This window comes from Nonomuraea sp. LPB2021202275-12-8 (assembly GCF_037044575.1).
In the GTDB taxonomy this organism is placed as follows: Bacteria; Actinomycetota; Actinomycetes; order Streptosporangiales; family Streptosporangiaceae; genus Nonomuraea.
This window is the reverse complement of record NZ_JBAHWD010000010.1, coordinates 104,753-123,983: the sequence shown is the minus strand read 5'-3', so window position 1 is coordinate 123,983 and position 19,231 is coordinate 104,753. Positions and strand designations below refer to the sequence as shown.

Sequence of the window (19,231 nt, the reverse complement as noted above, 5' to 3'; positions counted from 1 at the left end):
CGGTTACGTGACGAGCGTCGAGCCACTAGAAGGCGCTTATCGTGGCCGGCGCCCGCTCGGCCCTGCTCAGCGAGCGGATGACCGCCGTGGCCCCATGGCGATGTACGGCCAGCCGCGCCAGCAGGTCCACGACCGGATCGTTGACCTCGGCCGGCAGCTCGGGCGTCTCCAGGCCGACGCTGGCCGCCAGGTCGTCGGAGTGCACCACGAGCTCCATCAGGCGCGTGAGCAGGAAGTCGTTCAGGCGCAGTGACCACTCGGCCCACGGCAGCTTGACCACCCGGTCGGCGGGCTCCGCGGGGAGAGCGATCCGCTGGCGCTCCAGCAGCTCCTCGGCCCTGTCCGCCAGCACGGCGGGACCGTCGGCGGCGGCCGCCTCGCCCCCGCGCCTGACGCTCACGTTGCTCTCGTGGTCGAGCCCCGCCTGCACCCACGCGGACATCGAGAAGTGCTCCAGCAGGGCGGCCGGCTCCTGGGCCTCTCCGGGCTGCGACTCCAGCACGCCGCTCACCCGGACGAGCTGGACAGCCAGGTGCCCGGCCAGGCCCGCGACGCTGAACTCCATCAGAGCGCTCGGCTTGTCCCAGGCCGCGGCCACAGCGGGCTCGCGCAGCAGTGCCACCGCTGACGCCGCGGCGACCAGATAAGAATCCCTGATGTCCCCCATGCGAGCCCTTCCCCTTATGAGGTGATATTTCGCCTCAAGACTAGTGTCGTTCCGCGAACTTCCACGGAGGAGGGCGACGCTGGGATCAAGGCCAGGTGGCGGCCTGGGCCGCGAAGACCTCCGGGTCGCTTTCCACCGGCAGGACGCAGAGCAGATGCCCGCCCGGCGCCCGCAGAACGCGGCACTCCTGCCACTGCGAGATCTGCGTCGCACCGAGAGCGAGCAGGCGCGCGGTCTCCGCTTCGACGTCGTCGGTCTCGATGTCGAGATGGTACCGAGGTGCGTCATCCACCGCCTGAACGGCGGTGACCAGCCCGGGCACGGCCTCGTGCAGCGTGGTGAACTGCGGTTCGGAAGGGAGGGACTGAGCACGGGCACCGAGGGCGGCGGACCAGAAGGCCGCAGCCTGATCAGCCTCCCCAGCGGGCGTGTCGATCAGAATGGCGTAAACGCGACTGCGATGCATGTGCCGCACATTATCGGCCGTCCAGGGCCCGCTTGATCGCGTCTCTGACGAAGGCCCGGGCCAGCTTCCCCCGCCGGAACCTGCTCAGCACCGGCCGACGTGACCCGTACCGCCGGGAACGGATGTCCTCCACCACGACCGCGGGCGCACCCAGCTCGCCCAGCACGTCGAGCGCCTCCCGCTTGCTGATCAGCCGCCCCTCCCGCAACGTCACCGTCGCCCGCGCGACCGTCACCATGCCCAGGTCCACCCACACCTCCTGCAGCCACCGCTTGCGCCCTCCCGCCTTGACCAGCCAGAAGTCGCGCAGATCCCCCCGGACGAACTCGGCCAGCTCCCGATCCGAGACCGGCGGGATCAGCTCGCCGGGCGGCTCGCCGTACAGCTCCAGAGCGCCCGTCAGCAGCTCGCGGCGCGTCACCGCGGTGACAGGCCGGTCGAACAGCTCCTCCATCGCCCACGTCACATGCTCCGTCCCATGATCGGACAGGCGCCCCAACGGGAGGTAGGAGCAGTGCAGATGCTCGGCGAGCGGCAGGTCGATGCCCTGGTGAAGGCGCTCGAGCCCGTCCCGCTGCGCGTCCGTGAGCGGCTCCTCCACCACCGCGATCAGGTCGAGGTCGCTGCGCCCCGGCTGGTAGTCGCCCTTGGCCAGCGACCCGTGCGCCCACAACGCCACCAGCGGCACGACAGGCCTGACCTCCGCGAGGAATTGGGTCAGCAAAAGATCGGTGGCGGTATGCATGATGACAACTATGATCCAACCACGGAAAAGTGAAAAGGTCGCTCTGATCACCGGTGTGGGACGCACCGCCGGCATCGGCGCGGGGATCGCCACCCGGTTGGCGGCGTCGGGCTGGGACATCGCCTTCACCTACTGGACCCCCTACGACGAACGCATGGCCTGGGGCGTCGAGCAGGGGGCGACCGAGGCGATCGACGCGGCCCTGGCGGGCAACGGCGCGGCCACCGTGGCGATCGAGGCCGACCTCACCGACGTGGCAGCCCCCGCCCGGATCTTCGACGAGGCGGAGCGCGCGCTGGGCAACGTCACCGCCCTGGTGATGTGCCACTGCGAGTCGGTCGCCTCCGGCCTGCTCGACACCACCCTGGAGAGCTTCGACCGGCACTTCGCCGTGAACGCGCGAGCCACCTGGCTGCTGATCCGCGAGTACGGGCTGCGCTTCCGCGGCTCGCCCGGGACCGGCCGGATCATCAGCCTGACCAGCGACCACACCGTCGGCAACCTGCCCTACGGCGCGAGCAAGGGCGCCCTGGACCGCATCACCCTGGCCGCCGCTCACGAACTCGCCCACCTCCGGATCACCGCCAACGCCGTCAACCCCGGGCCGGTGGACACCGGCTGGATGTCGGACGAGGTGCGGGAGACATGCCTCCGCCAGATACCGCTCAGCCGCCTGGGCACGCCGCAGGACACCGCTCATCTCGTCGACTTCCTGTGCTCGCCGCAGGGGGAGTGGGTGAACGGCCAGCTGCTCATGAGCAACGGCGGCTTCGCGTGACACCCCGGCCCCGCGCCCCGCGACGAGTCAGAGCGCGTGACCTCCGGCCACCTGGAGGATCTGGCCGGTGATCCAGCGGGCCTGATGCGAGGCGAGGAACACGACGGCGTCGGCGATGTCGGCCGGCTCGCCCACCCGGCCCATCGGCACGATCGAGCGGGCACGCGCGTACGTCCCGGCGTCCATCCACCCTGTCTGCACCGGCCCGGGAGCCACCGCGTTCACCCGGACACCTGCCGCGGCCAGGTCCAGAGCGGCTGCCCGCGTGAGGGCTTCGAGCGCCGCCTTGGAAGTGCCGTACCCCACCTGCCCGGGGAACGCGCGGGCGGCGTCCGTGGAGACGTTCACCACGCACGGCGTCCCGCCTTCTCGCCGCCGCCTGGCCAGCTCGGAGATGAGCAGGGCGGGGGCTATCGCGTTGACCTCGTAGTGACGGCGCAGGCCACCGGCGGTGAGGGAGTCGAACGTGTCCGGCGATTCACAGTGGGCGGCATTGTTCACCAGCACATCGACCGGTCCCAGCCGATGCTCCACCTCCTCGAACAGGTGCCGCGGCGCATCCGGTTCACGAAGATCCCCCTGTACGGCCGCCGCGTCGCCGAGTTCCCCGGCCAGCTCCACGGCGACCTCCGGCGGGAAGGCGGCGTGCTCCCACGCGACACCTGAGGGAGGGGGCGTCTCGGCGAAATGGTGCACCGCCACTCGCGCTCCCTCGGCGGAGAACGCCCGCGCGATCGCCGCACCGATCCCCCCGCAGGCGCCGGTGACGAGAACGACCTGCCCCGCGAGCCTCGTGTCGACCATCACAGGAGCATCGCAAGCTCCTGACCGGAGGATCAAACGAATAAGCCGCGCGCCACGTGAGCATGCGCCGTCCAACTCCCGGGACAGGCCCAGGGGCCGTCAGGGGGCGCCGAACAGGGCGCTCACCGACTCGCCGTAGTGGATCCGTCGCATGGCCTCCGCCAGTGCAGGGGCGATCGACAGGACCGTGAGCTTGTCGCTCGGCTTGGGCGGGGGCACCGTGTTCGTGCAGACGATCTCCTCGACCTCCGGCAGCGCGCCGAGGCGCTCCACCGCGCCGTCGGCGAACAGGCCGTGCGTGCAGGCGATGCGCACCGAGTTCACGCCCTGCTCGCGCAGCCGGTCGAGCAGCTCGATGACCGTGCTGCCCTTGGCGATCTCGTCGTCCAGGATGATCACGTCCTTGCCCGCGACGTCACCGATCACCGAGCTGATCACCACGCGGTCGTCGGGAAAGCGCTGCTTGGCGCCCATCGCGACCCCGGCCCCGAGCAGCCGGGCGAAGTGCGCGGCCTCCTTGGCGTTCCCCAGGTCGGGGGAGACCACGACCGTGTTGGACAGGTCGTAGCGGCTGAAGTGCGCGGCCAGCTCGCGCAGCGCGTGCAGGTGGTCGACGGGGACGCTGAAGAAGCCGTGCACCTGCGGCGAGTGCAGCGTCATCGCCAGCACCCTGCTGGCGCCCGCCGTCACCATCAGGTCCGCGACCAGCCGAGCGCCGATCGAGATGCGCGGCGTGTCCTTCTTGTCCGAGCGTGCGTAGGCATAGTGCGGCAGCACCACGGTGGTCCTGGCCGCCGAGGCGCCCCGGGCCGCGTCGAGCATCAGCAGCAGCTCGACCAGGTTCTCCTGTGTGGGCGGCACCAGGGGCTGGATGAGGAAGACGTCGCGCTCGCGGCAGTTGGCCTGGAGCTGGACCTCGACGACGTCGTTGGCGAAGCGGTCGACCTTGACGGGGTGGAGGGGAGTGCCCAGGTGGGCGCAGATCTCCTCGGCCAGACCTGGATGGGCGCTGCCACTGAATACCGTGATGTCTCGCACGATTCACAAACAATAGCTTCAGGGGCTGAGGTAGTGGTGGAGCAGGGCGGGCTCGCCGGCCGAATTCAGCCATCGGGCCCTGGTGCTGGCGACCCTGCGCCAGCCCTGCCGCTCGTAGAGGGCGATGGCGGCGCGGCCCTCGTCCGAGACGTTCAGGGTCAGCGGGACGCCGGCGGTGACGCGTACCTGGTCGAGCAGGCGGGCGGCGAGCCCGCCGCCGCGGGCTCCCGGTGTGACGAACAGGCGGGTCACGGCGCCGCCGACGGGAACTCCGAGCGACTCCACCAGCTCCGGCTCGACCCTGGCGAGTCCCACGTGACCGGTCACCACGCCGTCCGCCACCGCCACCCAGGCCGCGACGAGGTCGCCGGGGGTCAGCCAGCCGTGGGGGTCGGCGGGCCAGTCCACCGGGTAGCGGTCGGCGGCCTGCACCTCGGCGAGGGCCTTGACGCAGCCGTCCAGGTCGGCTTCGGTCCTGGGACGGATCATCGCTGGAGGATCTCGGGGGTGAGCGAGTCGAGGTCGTGCACGACGAGCCAGGCCAGGGTCAGGGCGTCGGGGGCGGGCGGGTAGCGGGGGTGGGGGACGGCGACGACGCGCATGCCGGCCGCGTGCGCCGAGCGCAGGCCGTTGCTGGAGTCCTCCACGGCCACGCAGCCGCGGGGATCGACGGCGAGCCGCCGGGCCGCCTCCAGATAGCCGTCGGGGGCGGGCTTGCCGCGCTCGACCTCCTCGGTCGAGACCGTGGCGGCGAAGCATTCGCGCAGCTCGGCGGCGTCGAGCGCCACGTCGATCAGCGTCCGGGGGGAGGAGCTGGCCAGGCCCAGCGTGAAGCGGGCGGCGAGCCGCCGCACGGCCTCGGGGGCGCCCTTCATGAGCGGCACGCCCTCGCGGTAGCGGGCCGCCATCTGCTCGATCACGCCCTGGGCGATCTCGTCCGGTGGCAGGTCGACGCCGAGCTCGTGCAGGTATCGGGCCCACTCGGGGGTGCTCATGCCCATGAGCCGCGACTGCGTGTCGGGCTGCCAGGTGCCGCCGTGGTCGGCGACGAAGGCGCGCCGCACCTCCTCCCACACCGGCTCGGAGTCGACGAGCACCCCGTCGAGATCGAACACACAGGCTTCCACGCCGAACCCCCATCCGGATCAGAACAGCTCAAGCCAACCACACCGCCGGACAGGGACTTACCGCCGCCTCCGCCATAGATCCCGATATATCGGGATAACCGGAATCAACGGACGTTCATGCTATTTCGTACGTTCGTTGACCGTGCCTGTGCCGGTTTCCGGGCATGCCCTTGGCATGGCCGACCTTCCATTCCACGACCGCGCCGACTTCGACGCCGCGGACCGCGGGTTCATCGCGCAGCTCACCCCTGCGGTGATCAGGAACGCCGACGGCAGGATCGTCTGGGACAACGACGCTTACGCGTTCCTGCGGGACGAATGCCCGCAGACCGCGCACCCCAGCCTCTGGAGACAAGGCCAGCTCTGCGCCAAACAGGGCCTGTACGAGGTGGCCGACGGCATCTTCCAGGTCCGTGGCCTCGACCTGTCCAACATGACCCTCGTCGAAGGCGACACCGGGGTCATCGTCATCGACCCGCTGATCTCCACCGAGTGCGCGGCGGCGGCGCTCCGCCTCTACCGGAGCCACCGCGGCGACCGCCCGGTCACCGGCGTCATCTACACCCACTCCCACGTCGACCACTACGGCGGCGTGCGCGGAGTCACCTGCGGCGACGTCCCCGTCCTGGCGCCCGCCGGCTTCCTGGAGCACGCCGCCGCGGAGAGCGTCTACACCGGCCCCGCCATGACCCGCCGCTCGCTCTACACGTACGGTCCGGCCCTGGGCAGGTCGCCTGCCGGGCAGATCGGCGCCGGCCTGGGCATGGCCGCGTCGACGGGGCGGATCTCGCTCATCCCGCCCACCGTGCACATCGAGCGCACCGGCCAGGAGGAGACGGTCGACGGGGTGTGTTTCGCCTTCCAGCTCGCCTCCGGCGCCGGGTCGCCTCCGGAGATGACCTTCCTGCTCCCCGGCCGGCGCGCGCTCTGCCTGGCCGAGAACGTCACCCACAACCAGCACAACCTCCTGGCACTGCGCGGGGCGCCCGTGCGCGATCCCCGGCTGTGGACACGCTGCCTGACCGAGGCCATCGCGCTCTTCGGCGGTCAGGCCGACGTGGCCTTCGCCTCGCACCACTGGCCGACCTGGGGCGGAGAGAACATCGACCGCTTCCTGTCCCAGCAGCGCGACCTGCACGCCTACCTGCACGACCAGACGCTCCGCCTGATGAACAGGGGCCTGACGGGACCGGAGATCGCCGAGCACCTGCAGCTTCCGCCGGGCCTGGAGCAGGCCTGGCACACGCACGGCTACCACGGCTCGACCAGCCACAACGTCAAGGCCGTCTACCAGCACTACCTGGGGTGGTTCGACGGCAACCCCGCCCACCTGTGGGAGCACCCGCCCAGGCAGAGCGCGATCCGCTACGTGGAGTGCCTCGGCGGCGGAGCCGCGGTGGTGGCCATCGCCAGGGGCTACATCGCCGAGAACGACCTGCGCTTCGCCGCGCAGCTGCTCAACCACGCGGTCTTCGCCGACGAGGGGAACAAGGAGGCCCGCGACCTGCTCGCCGAGGTCTACACCCGGCTGGGCCACGGCGCGGAGAACGCCACCTGGCGCAACTCCTACCTGATGGGCGCGCTGGAGCTGGCGGACGGCATCGTGCCGGCAACCGGGGCGGCCGTCTCGCCCGACCTGGTCGCCGCGCTGAGCGTGAGCCAGATCTTCGACGCGATCGCCATCCGCGTCGACGGTCCCAAGGCCTGGAACGAGAGCCTGTCGATCGACTGGCACCTCACCGACCTGGGGCAGTGTTTCCGCACCACGCTGTCCAACGGCGCGCTCATCCAGCAGGTGGACCCGCCGGAGGAGCCCGTCGACCTGACGCTCAGGCTGACCAAAGCCCAACTTCTCGCCCTGCTCATGGGCAGGGGGGTGGAGGGGGTGGATCGGGAGGGGGACACGCGGGTGCTCAAGCGCCTGGTGGCCGTGCTGGACGACCCCGTGCGCGACTTCGCGATCGTGACCCCGTGATCGGTCCCGCCCACATCACCGCGGCGGTCACCGCCCCCGCCGTGGGCCCGAGCACCAGCGGCGCCGACACCCCGCCCGCGTGCCAGCTCGCCGCCGCGACGCTCGCACAGGTCAGTACGGTCACGCCGAACATCGCCGCCCACAGCGGCAGTACGTACAGCAGGGCGAAGAAGAGCGGGAACGCGAGCCAGGCGAACCCGGGGGAGAGTGCGGCGAGCACCATCCAGGTCAGCGTGACCGTCACCAGCCAGAGCCGCTCCCGCGCCCGGCCGCGCAGCAGGTCAGTTAGTCCCGGACCGGCGGCGTAGAGCGCACCCACCAGCAAGCCCGCGACGGCCACGGCGGGGCGGCCGTCACGGGCTGCGGCGATCACCGCTACCAGCAGCAGGCTTCCTGACACGCCGTGGACAGCCCACCACAGCAGCAGGAGCACGCCTGGAAACCGAGACATGTCTCACGCAGAGTAACCGCCGGTGACCCTCAGGAGCGGGACCGGCGCGGCGTCAAGCTGCTGATCGCGAAATAGAGCACCCCGCCCAGCACCAGCGCGACCACCACGCCGATGTTGGCCGAGCCGAACGTGCCCGCCTTCAGCTCCTCGCTCATCAGGAACCCGACGGCGCCCGCGATGTTCGGGTCGAGCGAGGTGATCAGCCCGATGCCCACGACGGAGGCGACGACCAGCGAGACCAGGCCCGGCACGTTGAAGGCCGGCGCGCCGGGCCGCAGCAGCCGCTCGTCATAGGAACGGCCGCCGTCACGCAGGCGCCACATGTCCACGAGGAACACGGCGACCCAGGCGGCCATGACGACGCCGATGATCGCGAGGAACGCCTGGAAGGTGGCCAGGAAGCTGGTCGAGACGAACAGCAGGTAGTAGCCGCCGAGCACCATGAGCACGCCGTCGATGAGCACCGCGTAGTGCCGCTTGACCGGCACGCCCAGCGCCAGCAGGGTCAGCCCGGAGGAGTAGATGTCCATGATGGCCCCGGCCAGGAACCCGCCGATGGCGGTCAGCAGATAGGGCAGCAGGAACCAGGTCGGCAGCGCGCCCGCCAGTGCCGCGACGGGGTCGCCCGCGGCCGCCTCGGCCAGCTTGGGGTCGCCGCCCGCGAGCAGCACGCCGAAGATCAGCAGCACGATCGGCGGCACCGCCCCGCCGAGCATGGTCCAGGTCGCCACCCTGCCGGGGCGGGAGCTCGTGGGCAGGTAGCGGGAGTAGTCGGCGCCGCAGTTGACCCAGCCGAGGCCGAGCAGCGTCATCGCGAAGATCACGCCGCCGACCCACTCGCCGGGGCCCGCGTCCGTCGCCAGCGAGGTGCCGAGCCTGGGCGCCATCAGGACCATGTAGACGATGGTCAGGGCGATGAACGCGTACGTCAGATACCGCTGCACCACCATGATCATCGCGTGGCCGTACACCCCGACCGCGATCGTCACCAGCGCGGCGACGGCGAAGCAGACGGCCGTGGCGGTCGTGGCGGGGATGCCGGGCGCGACCCGCCCGAGGATGGCCGCCCCGCCCTGCGCCGCGAGCGTGACCAGCACGGTCTCCCAGCCCACGTTGGAGATGTACGACAGCACGGCGGGCAGCTTGTTGCCCTGATAGCCGAACGGAGCCCGCCCCAGCGTCATCGTCGGCACCCCGGTCCGCGCGCCCGCTATCGCGACCAGCCCCACCAGCCCGAACGAGAGCACGTAGCCGAGCGCGCCGGTGACGATCGCCGGGAAGACGCCCAGCCCGAGCCCCACGATGTAGACGCCGAACGCCACCCCGAACAGTGACAGGTTGGACCCGGCCCAGGGCCAGAACAGGTCGGACGGCTTGCCGCGCCGCTCCGCCTCGGGAACCGCGTTGATGCCGTTCTGCTCGACCGTCATCGACTCCATGATCGGACGTTACACCGCGCGTGCCGGAGTGTGGATGCCCCCCGGAGAACGCCCGCTGACGAGGCGTCGCTTGGTGTACAGCAAAGGAATCATTGTCGGCGAACGACGATATTTCCCAATGCTCGGGGAATCATGCTCCGGTCGCCTTTACGGCCTGACCCGTCCCTGCTCCCGGTTCCGCGGAAAGGCGGGTGTGATCGCCGTGACGCGAGCCCCGACCCCCGACCCCCGCAGGCGGGCCCTGGCCGTGTGCCTGGTGGCGGCGTTCATGTCGGGCCTGGACGTGAGCATCGTGAACGTGGCCCTGCCCTCGATCAGGGAAGGGCTGCACGCCTCCGCGGACGGTCTGCAGTGGATCCTGTCCGGGTACGCGCTGACGTTCGGCCTGCTGCTGGTGCCCGCCGGGCGGCTGGGCGACGCGCGCAGCCGCCGCACGCTCTTCATCTGGGGAGTCGTGTTCTTCACGCTGGCCAGCGCGGCGTGCGGGGTCGCCCAGAGCATGCCCATGCTGATCGCCTCCAGGCTGATCCAGGGCATGGCGGCCGGGATGATCAACCCCCAGGTGTCCGGGCTGATCCAGCAGATGTTCCGCGGCGCGGAGCGGGGCCGGGCGTTCGGCGCGCTCGGCGCCACCATCGGGGTCTCCACCGCGGCCGGCCCGCTGATCGGGGGCGCGCTGGTCACGGCGTTCGGCGGTCAGGTGGGCTGGCGGTGGGTGTTCCTGGTGAACGTGCCGATCGGGATCGTCCTGCTGCCGCTGGCGCACCGGCTGCTGCCCGCTCCGGAACCGCGGGTGCGCGAACGGCGCGAGAGCATGGACCCCGTCGGCGTGCTGCTCCTCGGCGTGGGGGTGGGCACGTTGCTGCTGCCCTTCATCCAGCAGCACCAGTGGGAGGGCGACGCCAAGTGGCTGCTCGTCCCTGTGGCGCTGCTCGTGCTGGCCGGGTTCGTCTTCTGGGAGCGGTTCTACCGCCGGGAGCCGCTGGTGGACCTGGCCCTCTTCCGCAAGCGCTCCTACAGCCTCGGCACGGCCATCGCGCTGTTCTACTTCGCCGGATTCACCGGCATCTTCTTCATCTTCACCCTGTATCTGCAGAGCGGCCTGCACTACAGCCCCCTGATGGCCGGGCTGGCGATCACCCCGTTCGCGCTCGGCTCCGCCTCGTCCTCCGTGGTGGGCGGCCGGCTCGTCGCCCGGGCGGGCCGGCGGCTGGTGGCGGCCGGCCTCGCCACGGTCATCGCCGGTCTCGGGGCCACCATGATCGCCACCGCCCTGGTGCCGGGTCCGGACGTGGCCCTGGCGACCGCGGTGCCGCTGCTCGTCGCGGGCGTCGGCAGCGGCCTGGTCATCTCGCCCAACCAGGCCATCACCCTGTCGGAGGTGCCGCCGGCGGGCGGCGGCAGCGCGGCCGGCATCCTGCAGACCGGCCAGCGCCTCGGCTCGGCCATCGGCATCGCCGCCGCGGGGTCGGCCTTCTTCGGCTCCCTGCCCCAGGGCTGGCCGACCGCCTTCAGGCACGGGCTGCTGGTGGTGGTGCTGCTCGTCTGCGTCGCTCTGGCCGCCGCCCTCTACGACCTGATCTGCCAGCGCGTCACCCGCGCCCGACAGCCCTGAGCCCGGCAGCGGCGGTCAGTCCAGCCCGAGCAGCTTGGCCTCCAGCGCGGGATCCAGCCCGACGGGCGGCCGGTCGGCGCGCATCGGCGCCCGGCCTCCGATGCCCCGCAGCCACTCCCAGGTGCCGGCCACGGTCTCCTCGACCGGACGGCACCGCAGGCCGGCCGCGACGGCCTTGGACACGTCCCCGCCGTGCATGAAGTCATGGTCCTCGCCCAGCAGCCAGATCGGCAGATCGCTCCACGGCTCCACCCCCGCCGCGAGGATCTCCTGCGCCTCCAGCCAGCGCAGCTCCGCATCCGAACCGGTCACCCGGACGCAGGTCTCCAGCAGCTCCCGCATCGTCACGAACCCCGGTGGGCTCACCACGTTGTAGGCACCGCCCAGCCCGCGCGCCGCGGCGTCCAGGCACCAAACGGCCAGGTCGCGCGCGTCCACGTACTGCAGCCCCAGCTCGGCGGGGCCGGGCGCCAGCACCGGCCCGCCCCGCGCGATCCTCGACAGCCACCACGGCAGCCGCCCGATGTTCTCGTAAGGCCCGATGATCAGCCCGGCCCGCGCGAGCAGCGCCCGGTCCCCGAACGCGGCCGTGGCTGCCACCTCGCCGCCGGCCTTCATCTCGGCGTAGCCGCCCTGGCCGCCATCGGCGTCTCCGGCCAGCACCGGCGCGCTCTCATCGGCCCCGAGCGGCACCGGCGGGGTGTAGACGGAGCGGCTGGACACGTACACGTAGTGTCCCGCCCGGCCGGCCAGCAGCGAGGCGGCGTCCCGGACCGCTGACGGCGCCCACGACCAGGTGTCCACCACCACATCCCACTCGCCCCGCGCCAGCGCGCCGAGCCCATCGGCCGCCGACCGGTCTCCTCGCAGCGCGGTCACGCCCGGGAGCGGTTCGTGCGTGCCCCGGTTGAACACCGTCACGCCATGCCCGAGAGCCAGCGCCTCCTCGACGAAGGCCCGCCCCACGAACTCCGTCCCGCCCAACACCAGTACGTTCATGGTTCCACTGTGCCGCGCCCCCCGACCTCCGGAAGCGGTCCAAGCTGACAGCGGAATCGCCGATAGCGGAACGCGACGACGACCACCCCGGCGCGAGCCGGAAACCGCGGTCCCGGTGACCGGGCGCGGGGGTTGTCGCGCGACCTCCGTCCCGGTTACCGGGCGCCGTGACGGCGGCCGGCCCCGTGGCGGTCAGCGGCCGTCTTCCTGGAGGCCACCCGCCCCGTGCGGCGGGTGGGCGCATGCCGGCGGAGCCGTACCGGAAGGTGATCGTGGATGTGAGGTTTTGATCTTCTGTACGGGGCAGTGGCGTGAGTGGATGCAGTGGTGGGACGGACGTCTTGGCGGATAGGGGCCGCAGGGACGCATTCCTGGGCAGCGTCGGTAAGGGACAGAGAGGCCCGCTTCTCAGGTGAGCGAGAAGCGGGCCTCTTACTGCTCGATCAGGGATCGATCGGGTCGGGTCAGCCGGTCACGGTGATGCGGTTGGTGGCCGGCGGGGCGATCGGGTTGGCGCGGCCCAGGTGCTCGACGAAGGCGTCGATGTCGAGGGGGCCGCTCCACAGGTCGGTGCCGCCGGTGAAGGCCTGGAAGGCGTCGCCGCCGCCGACCAGGAAGTTGTTCGCCGCGACCCGGATGGTCTGGGCGTCCGTCACGGGGGCGCCGTCGATCTGGATGTTGGAGACCTTGCTGCCCCAGGCGGCGCTCTGGCTGTAGGTGTAGGTCAGGTTCGCCGAGGGCTGGAGGATCTTGGTGAACGCCTGGTTGTTGGGCCCGCCGGTGAACTGCTGCTCCAGCAGGGTCTTCAGCTGCGCGCCGGTCAGCGTGACGACCTGCATGAGGTTGTTGAACGGCTGGACGGCGAACGCCTCTCCGTAGGTGACCACGCCGTCGCCTTCACCGGCGGGGGAGCCGGCGTGGGTGAGCGAGGCGCGGATGCCGCCCGGGTTCATCAGCGCGATCTGGGCGTTGCCGCCGGTCCTGGTGGCCGCGAGCTGGGCGTCGGCGATGAGGTTGCCGAGGGGCGACTCGCCGGACGGGGCGGCGGTGTTGGTGATGTCGGTGGTGATCGTGCCGACGGGCCTGTTGGCCACGGGGGCGACGCGATCCTTCCACGTCTGGACGAAGGTGGAAATATCGGGATCTGGGGTGACTGTGCGGGTCACGACGTGGTTGTCGGCCACGACCGAGGCCCGGTCGATGTCCCGGGTCTTGACGTTGACCTGTAGGTCCACCTGGGTGATGACACGGCCGAACGAGCCGCCCTGCGAGTAGACGCGGTCCCGGCCGGCGGGGTCTTTCACCGTGCACAGGTACGCCTGGTGCGAGTGCCCGCTGAGCACCAGGTCGACCTCGGAGTCGACCTGCGTGGCGATGCGGTTGCCCGCGCCGGGCACGGCGCTGCAGGCGTCGGGGGACTGGCCCGCGGTGACCTGGTCACCCTCGTGCACGAGCACGACCTGGGCCTTCACGCCCACCAGCTTGAGCAGCTTGGACGCCACGTTCGCGGCCTTGACCTCGTCGACGAACTTGAGGTCCTTGATGCCCTCGGCGGTGACGATGTTCGGCGTGGTCTGGGTGACGAGCCCGATGAAGCCGATCGGCACGCCGTTCATCCACTTGACGCTCACCGGCGGCAGCGCGGGCACGCCCCAGTCGGCCATCAGCTTCTTGATCTGGCCGGAGTGGCCGAGCGCGGAGAGCGCGTCGGTCTTCTCGTTGCGGTTCTTGAACAGCACGTTGGCGCCCACGTAGTCGAACGCCGCGCCCTTCCACGGGCCGCCGGGCGAGCAGCCGTCCACCGGGTGGCAGCCGCCCTTCATGATCCGCCGGAGCTCGGCGTATCCCTCGTCGAACTCGTGGTTGCCGACCGCGGCGACCTTCAGCCCGAGCTTGCCCAGGAACTCGACGGACGGCTCGTCGTGGTAGGCGGCGGAGATGAGGGGGGTGGCGCCGATGAGGTCACCCTGGGCGACCGCGATCGTGTTCCTGTCGGCCAGCGCCTTCATGTGCGTGGCGACGTAGACGGCGCCGCCCGCATCGACGGTGTTGCCGTGCTCGTCGACCATCCGGCCGGAGGACCCGGACGGAGGCTCGAGGTTGCCGTGGAAGTCGTTGAGGGCGAGCAGCCGGACGGGAACCGTCCTGGGGGCCTTGCTCGCGTCCGCCGGGAGACCGGCGAGCAGGATGCCGCCTGTGGCGACGGCTCCGGCCAGCGCGAGCCGGAGGAGGGAACGGGACGTCATGGCCCAAGACGTTACGGCGGGAACCTGTGCAACCAATGTCGCAAAGGTAACGATTCATCGGCCCAACACATGGCGTTATTTGCCAGTAGTACGCCTAGAGTTCGATCTGTGAAAGCGCACGTGAAGATCAAAGAACGGCTCGATGACCAGGAAATCGCCGGCGTGCTGGACGTCGTCGAAGCGGCGACGGAGGTTGACGGCGTAAGGCCGCTCAACGAGCACGTGATGCTGCACATGCGATACGGCGGAGATCCGCGCGCCCGCTCGCTGCTGATGGAGGCGGACGGCACGCTCGTCGGCTACGCCCACGTCGACCCCACCGACGAGGTCGAGGGTCCCAGCGGCGAGCTGGTCATCCACCCGGCGCACCGCCGCAGGGGCCACGGCAAGGCGCTCCTGCGCTCGATGCTCGACCTGGCGGGCGGCAACCTGCGCCTCTGGGCGCACGGCGACCACCCCGGCGCCGGCGCGCTGGCCGCCTCGTCCGGCCTCGAGCGGGCGCGCTCCCTGTGGCAGATGCGGCGCTCGCTGTTCGCCCCGCTGCCCGCCCACCACCTGCCCGAAGGGGTACGGCTGCGCGCCTTCGTGCCCGGCCAGGACGAGGAGGAATGGCTCAAGGTGAACTCCGCGGCCTTCGCCTACCACCCTGAGCAGGGCGCATGGACGAGGGACGACCTGCTGCTGCGCGAGCGCGAACCGTGGTTCGACCCGGCGGGATTCTTCCTGGCCGACCGCGACGGCAGGCTCGTCGGCTTTCACTGGACGAAGATCCACGGCTCGGACGACCACGGCCACGAGCCGCTGGGAGAGGTGTACGTCGTCGGCGTCGCCCCATCCCAGCAGGGCACCGGCCTGGGCAGGGCGCTCACCGTCGCCGGGCTGAGCCACCTGCGCTCGCGCGGCCTCGCCCAGGCGATGCTCTACGTGGACGAGGCCAACACGGCCGCGATCAGGTTGTACGAGTCCCTCGGCTTCGCCCGGTGGGACGTCGACGTCATGTACGCCGCTACTCCACGATCCAGTGCAGAACGTAGTACGACAGCGCCGCCACCAGAGCCGCCGCCGGGATCGTGAGGATCCAGGCGGTCACGATGTTGCCCGCCACCCCCCACCGCACCGCGGACAGCCGCTTGGTGGAACCCACGCCCATGATCGCCGAGGTGATCGTGTGCGTCGTGGAGATCGGCGCCCCGAACCCGATGGCCGCGCTGTACAGCACCGTCGCCGCGGCGGCCTCCGCGGCGAAGCCCTGCGGCGGGTCCAGCGCGATGATGCGGCGCCCCAGCGTCCGCATGATGCGCCAGCCGCCGGCGTAGGTGCCCAGCGAGATCGCGCCGGCCGCGGCCAGGATCACCCACTGCGGGATCGGATCGTCCGGCGTCGCGTAGCCGCCGACCACGAGGGCCAGGAAGATCACACCCATGGTCTTCTGCGCGTCCTGCAGGCCGTGACCGAGCGCCATCGCCGCGGCCGAGACCGTCTGCGAGTAGCGGAAGCCGCGGTTGGTCTTGCCGGGCTGCGCGTGACGGAAGATCCAGTAGATCGCGATCATGATCGACGCCGCCAGCGTGAAGCCCACCAGCGGCGAGATGATCATGGGGATGACCACCTTCTCCAGCACGCCGTCCCAGTGCACGAGGCTGGCCGAGGCCAGCGCCGAGCCGACGAGACCGCCGATCAGCGCGTGGCTGGAGGAGGAAGGCAGGCCGAAATACCAGGTGATGAGATTCCAGACGATCGCGCCGATGAGCGCCGAAGCCACGATCACCAGGCCGTGAGAGCCCTGTGGGGCGTCGATGATCCCTTTGCCGACGGTCTGCGCGACCTGGGTGCCCAGGTGGGCGCCGATGAAGTTCATCGCCGCGGCCATGAACAGCGCCGCCCTGGGAGTGAGCGCACGGGTGGAGACGGAGGTCGCGATGGCGTTCGCCGCGTCGTGGAACCCGTTGGTGTAGTCGAAGATCAGCGCGACGACGACCACGCCGATGACAAGGGCGAGCGTGAGGTCCACTGAGTTAGCTTTCCTTGACCGCGATCGACTCGACGGTGTTCGCCACATGCTCGAAGGCGTCAGCCGCCTCTTCGAGGGCGTCGATGACTTCCTTCATCTTCATGACCGTCAGCGCGTCGTACTCGCCGCTGAAGAGCTTGGCCAGCAGCCGTCGATAGACCTGGTCGCCCTGGTTCTCCAGGCGGTTGACCTCGATCCAGTATTCGTTGAGGTTCTTCATCGACCGCAGCCGGGGCATGGCCTCCGCGGTCAGCTCCGCAGCCCGCTCCAGAACCTCGACCTGCCGGACGACATCCTTGGGGAGATGGTCGATCTGGTAGAGGACGATGAGGTCCGACGCGGCTTCCATGGCGTCCATCACGTCGTCGAGGTTCGACGCGAGGCGGTAGATGTCCTCCCGGTCGAAGGGAGTGATGAAACTCTCGTTGAGCCGGTTCATGATCGCGTGAGTGCGTTCGTCCCCGGCGTGCTCGCAGGCGCGCATCTTCTCGGCCAGGGCCTCGCGGTCCGAGCCGTCGCTGATGATCTCTACGAGCAAGCGTGATGCGGTGACCAGATTGTTCGCCGAGTCGGCGAACAGGTCATAGTAGCTGTCCTCACGTGGCGTGAGACGCAGGCGCACGTCGTTCTCCAGATGTGCGGGGATGGTCCGTGGAAGAGGGTACGGGTTACCAGGGAAAATGCGAACTTCATGTCCCTTTCTCCTGGTCGCTACCCTCCGTATGCTGTACGACACCGGGGCCAAGGCTACTTTGAGCGCCCCAATGCCCCGAAGGCGGGTGACGGTCGAGCCACCCCATGGCCCATCTTGGTGACATTCACCCCTGACCACCAGCCCATCTGACGTGCGGACTCCGTCAGATCTTCGTCCGATGGAAGTTGCGGAACGACCGCGAAGGCGTCGGCCCCCGCTGCCCCTGATAGCGCGACCCGTACTTCTCCGACCCGTACGGGAACTCCGACGGCGAACTCAGCCGGAACACGCACAACTGCCCGATCTTCATCCCCGGCCACAGTTTGATCGGCAGCGTGGCGACGTTGGACAGCTCAAGGGTCACATGGCCGCTGAAACCAGGATCGATGAAGCCGGCCGTCGAGTGCGTCAGCAACCCCAGCCTGCCCAGCGAACTCTTGCCCTCCAGCCTGGACGCGAGATCGTCGGGCAGCGTGATCACCTCGTACGTGGAGGCCAGCACGAACTCGCCCGGATGAAGGATGAACGGCTCATCACCATCAGGCTCGACCAGCCGCGTCAGATCGGGCTGCTCGACGGCGGGATCGATGTGCGGGTATCTGTGGTTCTCGAACACGCGGAAGAACCTGTCGAGCCGGACATCGATGCTGGAGGGTTGGATCATCTCCTGGTCGAACGGGTCCAGCGCGAGCCGGCCGGAGTCGATCTCGGCGATGATGTCACGGTCAGAAAGCAGCACGTTGAGCAACCTACCGTGCGGCTGCTGTGCGGCCGCTGGAAAGTCGGGCGCGTCACGGCTTGGTGAAGTGGGGCGGGTTTCCGCTACAGTGGTGGCGCGGCCCAGGCCGTATGCGGGTGTAGTTCAATGGTAGAACATCAGCTTCCCAAGCTGACAGCGCGGGTTCGATTCCCGTCACCCGCTCTCAGTGCGAAGGCCCAGGTCGGAAGTGGTTGCCGAGACCTGGGCTTTGATGTTGTCCAGAGTTGTTGGTCTCTGCGTGCCGTTAGGGCGGGAGATCACCCTGTCAGAACCAGCAGGTCAGAAGCATGACTCAGACCTTGATGACAGTGACGCGTGCGCCGCACAGGGCGGCGAGGTCCTCGGGGTCGGAGGTGAGAACCGTGACTGGACCTGGGGCAGCGAGGGCGGTGGCGCTGAGCATGGCATCGATGGCGTACTTGTGCCCGTGCAGGCTGGCGTCAGACAAGAGCGTGGCGGCGTGGCGGGCGATTGGTTCGGTGACCGGCTCGATGACAAGGCGGGACAGCGTCCACTCAAGGGCTGGCCGGTTGACGCGGGGGTGGACCACCTCGACGAGGGTGGCGGCAGAGGTGATGACGCGAAGGTCGTCGGCACGGGCGAGAGCCAGCCATGCGGTGACCGTACGGTCGCGCAGGAAGGCCTTGGCCAGCCCTTCGCTGTCGAGGACAAGGGTGCCGCCGGGAGTGGCGGGAGAACGGGTCACGCAGCCGCCCCACCATTGGCCTGTCCCTGCCGGGCCTGGTGGAGTTGGTCGCGCAGTGCCTGGACCTCGTCGTCGGTGATGGGGCCGTGCTCGGCCTCGGCGACCTGAATGAGTTCGCTGAGGTTGTCGCGCTCGATCTGGCGGGCGACGGCGGCGGCGACGTAGGCGGACAGGCCGGAAGGGCCGCTCCGGGACCGGGCGGCCTCGGCGATGTCACGTGGCATAGTGATCGAATACTTGCCGGTAGGCTCGCTCATGCCCTTTATCCTACCTCCCATCCTCCTTCGGTGTCTCGACCGTTCGCTTGCGTCGGGAGGACCGCCGCCGACGAGTTGTGCACCGGGCGAGAGCTGAGCGGTCTCCGTGCAAGCGAAGGTCACTGGTTCGGGTTCCGGGATGGCGACCGTACGAAGCCCTCGCGCGGGCTTGGTACCTGCGTCGCGCGGGAATCACCAGGTCGCGGGCTGATCGTCGTGCCATTAGCGTGCCATTAAGGGCAGTAACGAGGGGTCAACCACGGTCACTCACGACCGGTCTCAACTGCAGGTCAGCGCCTCCACGAGCCGAGATCCCTGCGATTCCCAAGCTGACAGCGCGGGTTCGATTCCCGTCACCCGCTCTCAGCGCAATGGCCCAGGTAGGGGCATGGATCCCGACCCGGGCCTTGATTGTTTCTGCACTGGTTCGATCTTCGCGGGCCATTAACGGGC

Annotated in this window: 20 protein-coding genes and 1 tRNA gene; 5 read left to right on the top strand and 16 right to left on the bottom strand. The window is 70.0% G+C overall.

The genetic code is table 11. The annotated features are described in order from the left end of the window. Positions 1-25: 25 nt before the first annotated feature. From V5E28_RS20710 to V5E28_RS20700, 3 genes are all read right to left on the bottom strand, one after another. Positions 26-667: a maleylpyruvate isomerase N-terminal domain-containing protein gene (locus V5E28_RS20710; RefSeq protein ID WP_336208611.1), complete on the bottom strand. Its 642-nt coding sequence runs from the start codon at positions 665-667 to the stop codon at positions 26-28. Positions 668-752: 85 nt separating this feature from the next. After that, on the bottom strand, positions 753-1,133 hold the full coding sequence (locus tag V5E28_RS20705; protein ID WP_336208610.1) for a VOC family protein: 381 nt from the start codon (positions 1,131-1,133) through the stop codon (positions 753-755). Positions 1,134-1,143: 10 nt separating this feature from the next. Next, positions 1,144-1,878: a nucleotidyltransferase domain-containing protein gene (locus tag V5E28_RS20700; protein ID WP_336208609.1), complete on the bottom strand. Its 735-nt coding sequence runs from the start codon at positions 1,876-1,878 to the stop codon at positions 1,144-1,146. Between the two features lies 1 nt (position 1,879). Here V5E28_RS20700 and V5E28_RS20695 point away from each other — a divergent pair, with 1 nt between their 5' ends. After that, positions 1,880-2,656, top strand: a complete 777-nt coding sequence (locus V5E28_RS20695) for an SDR family oxidoreductase (RefSeq protein WP_336208753.1) — start codon at positions 1,880-1,882, stop codon at positions 2,654-2,656. Positions 2,657-2,683: 27 nt separating this feature from the next. Here the strand turns inward: V5E28_RS20695 and V5E28_RS20690 are convergent, their stop codons facing one another. The 4 genes from V5E28_RS20690 to V5E28_RS20675 all read right to left on the bottom strand — a co-directional run bounded on the left by V5E28_RS20690 (position 2,684) and on the right by V5E28_RS20675 (position 5,625). After that, positions 2,684-3,460: an SDR family NAD(P)-dependent oxidoreductase gene (locus V5E28_RS20690; RefSeq protein WP_336208608.1), complete on the bottom strand. Its 777-nt coding sequence runs from the start codon at positions 3,458-3,460 to the stop codon at positions 2,684-2,686. A 99-nt stretch (positions 3,461-3,559) separates the two neighbouring features. Beyond that, positions 3,560-4,498 (bottom strand): ribose-phosphate diphosphokinase, encoded by a 939-nt coding sequence (locus tag V5E28_RS20685; protein WP_336208607.1) that lies wholly within the window; start codon positions 4,496-4,498, stop codon positions 3,560-3,562. 18 nt (positions 4,499-4,516) lie between these two features. Further along, entirely contained in the window at positions 4,517-4,987 is a 471-nt protein-coding gene (locus tag V5E28_RS20680; RefSeq protein ID WP_336208605.1) for a GNAT family N-acetyltransferase, read from the bottom strand. After that, on the bottom strand, positions 4,984-5,625 hold the full coding sequence (locus V5E28_RS20675) for an HAD family hydrolase (RefSeq protein WP_336208602.1): 642 nt from the start codon (positions 5,623-5,625) through the stop codon (positions 4,984-4,986). The genes V5E28_RS20680 and V5E28_RS20675 overlap by 4 nt, the downstream gene beginning before the upstream one ends. Before the next feature lie 175 nt (positions 5,626-5,800). On the opposite strand from V5E28_RS20675, the gene V5E28_RS20670 reads away from it, so the two are divergent. Then, positions 5,801-7,600: an alkyl/aryl-sulfatase gene (locus tag V5E28_RS20670; RefSeq protein WP_336208601.1), complete on the top strand. Its 1,800-nt coding sequence runs from the start codon at positions 5,801-5,803 to the stop codon at positions 7,598-7,600. Here V5E28_RS20670 and V5E28_RS20665 read toward each other — a convergent pair. Both V5E28_RS20665 and V5E28_RS20660 read right to left on the bottom strand, forming a co-directional pair. Continuing rightward, on the bottom strand, positions 7,539-8,051 hold the full coding sequence (locus tag V5E28_RS20665) for a hypothetical protein (RefSeq protein ID WP_336208600.1): 513 nt from the start codon (positions 8,049-8,051) through the stop codon (positions 7,539-7,541). The genes V5E28_RS20670 and V5E28_RS20665 overlap by 62 nt on opposite strands. Before the next feature lie 29 nt (positions 8,052-8,080). After that, positions 8,081-9,490, bottom strand: coding sequence for a purine-cytosine permease family protein (locus V5E28_RS20660; RefSeq protein ID WP_336208599.1), 1,410 nt, complete (start codon positions 9,488-9,490; stop codon positions 8,081-8,083). 202 nt (positions 9,491-9,692) lie between these two features. Between V5E28_RS20660 and V5E28_RS20655 the strand changes: the two genes are divergently transcribed. Further along, positions 9,693-11,105, top strand: a complete 1,413-nt coding sequence (locus V5E28_RS20655) for an MFS transporter (protein ID WP_336208598.1) — start codon at positions 9,693-9,695, stop codon at positions 11,103-11,105. 15 nt (positions 11,106-11,120) lie between these two features. On the opposite strand, the gene V5E28_RS20650 is transcribed toward V5E28_RS20655, so the two are convergent. Then, positions 11,121-12,104 carry an NAD-dependent epimerase/dehydratase family protein gene (locus V5E28_RS20650; protein ID WP_336208596.1) on the bottom strand — a complete coding sequence of 328 codons (984 nt, stop codon included), beginning with the start codon at positions 12,102-12,104 and terminating at the stop codon, positions 11,121-11,123. Between the two features lie 464 nt (positions 12,105-12,568). Continuing rightward, on the bottom strand, positions 12,569-14,350 hold the full coding sequence (locus tag V5E28_RS20645; RefSeq protein ID WP_336208594.1) for a bifunctional metallophosphatase/5'-nucleotidase: 1,782 nt from the start codon (positions 14,348-14,350) through the stop codon (positions 12,569-12,571). Between the two features lie 108 nt (positions 14,351-14,458). Between V5E28_RS20645 and mshD the strand changes: the two genes are divergently transcribed. Next, positions 14,459-15,424, top strand: a complete 966-nt coding sequence (gene mshD / locus V5E28_RS20640; RefSeq protein WP_336208593.1) for a mycothiol synthase — start codon at positions 14,459-14,461, stop codon at positions 15,422-15,424. Here mshD and V5E28_RS20635 read toward each other — a convergent pair. The 3 genes from V5E28_RS20635 to dcd form a co-directional block, all read right to left on the bottom strand. Further along, positions 15,357-16,361, bottom strand: a complete 1,005-nt coding sequence (locus V5E28_RS20635; protein WP_336208592.1) for an inorganic phosphate transporter — start codon at positions 16,359-16,361, stop codon at positions 15,357-15,359. The genes mshD and V5E28_RS20635 overlap by 68 nt on opposite strands. 4 nt (positions 16,362-16,365) lie before the next feature. After that, complete coding sequence (locus tag V5E28_RS20630) at positions 16,366-16,983, bottom strand: DUF47 domain-containing protein (protein WP_049567507.1); 618 nt, start codon at positions 16,981-16,983, stop codon at positions 16,366-16,368. Positions 16,984-17,218: 235 nt separating this feature from the next. Then, the gene (gene dcd / locus V5E28_RS20625; protein ID WP_336208590.1) at positions 17,219-17,794 is read right to left on the bottom strand and encodes a dCTP deaminase; all 576 of its coding nucleotides are present in this window, start codon (positions 17,792-17,794) and stop codon (positions 17,219-17,221) included. 112 nt (positions 17,795-17,906) lie between these two features. Here dcd and V5E28_RS20620 point away from each other — a divergent pair. After that, positions 17,907-17,977 (top strand) — tRNA-Gly (locus V5E28_RS20620). Positions 17,978-18,107: 130 nt separating this feature from the next. Here V5E28_RS20620 and V5E28_RS20615 read toward each other — a convergent pair. Both V5E28_RS20615 and V5E28_RS20610 read right to left on the bottom strand, forming a co-directional pair. After that, positions 18,108-18,521, bottom strand: a complete 414-nt coding sequence (locus tag V5E28_RS20615; protein ID WP_336208589.1) for a type II toxin-antitoxin system VapC family toxin — start codon at positions 18,519-18,521, stop codon at positions 18,108-18,110. Continuing rightward, complete coding sequence (locus V5E28_RS20610; protein WP_132610645.1) at positions 18,518-18,778, bottom strand: CopG family transcriptional regulator; 261 nt, start codon at positions 18,776-18,778, stop codon at positions 18,518-18,520. Before V5E28_RS20610 ends, V5E28_RS20615 begins: the two co-directional genes overlap by 4 nt. Positions 18,779-19,231: the final 453 nt, after the last annotated feature.

Coding starts and splice junctions, on each gene's coding strand:
- V5E28_RS20710 (WP_336208611.1), bottom strand. CDS start 667: ATGGGGGACATCAGGGATTCTTATCTGGTCGCCGCGGCGTCAGCGGTG.
- V5E28_RS20705 (WP_336208610.1), bottom strand. CDS start 1,133: ATGCATCGCAGTCGCGTTTACGCCATTCTGATCGACACGCCCGCTGGG.
- V5E28_RS20700 (WP_336208609.1), bottom strand. CDS start 1,878: ATGCATACCGCCACCGATCTTTTGCTGACCCAATTCCTCGCGGAGGTC.
- V5E28_RS20695 (WP_336208753.1), top strand. CDS start 1,880: ATGACAACTATGATCCAACCACGGAAAAGTGAAAAGGTCGCTCTGATC.
- V5E28_RS20690 (WP_336208608.1), bottom strand. CDS start 3,460: ATGGTCGACACGAGGCTCGCGGGGCAGGTCGTTCTCGTCACCGGCGCC.
- V5E28_RS20680 (WP_336208605.1), bottom strand. CDS start 4,987: ATGATCCGTCCCAGGACCGAAGCCGACCTGGACGGCTGCGTCAAGGCC.
- V5E28_RS20670 (WP_336208601.1), top strand. CDS start 5,801: ATGGCCGACCTTCCATTCCACGACCGCGCCGACTTCGACGCCGCGGAC.
- V5E28_RS20665 (WP_336208600.1), bottom strand. CDS start 8,051: ATGTCTCGGTTTCCAGGCGTGCTCCTGCTGCTGTGGTGGGCTGTCCAC.
- V5E28_RS20660 (WP_336208599.1), bottom strand. CDS start 9,490: ATGGAGTCGATGACGGTCGAGCAGAACGGCATCAACGCGGTTCCCGAG.
- V5E28_RS20650 (WP_336208596.1), bottom strand. CDS start 12,104: ATGAACGTACTGGTGTTGGGCGGGACGGAGTTCGTGGGGCGGGCCTTC.
- V5E28_RS20645 (WP_336208594.1), bottom strand. CDS start 14,350: ATGACGTCCCGTTCCCTCCTCCGGCTCGCGCTGGCCGGAGCCGTCGCC.
- V5E28_RS20610 (WP_132610645.1), bottom strand. CDS start 18,778: ATGAGCGAGCCTACCGGCAAGTATTCGATCACTATGCCACGTGACATC.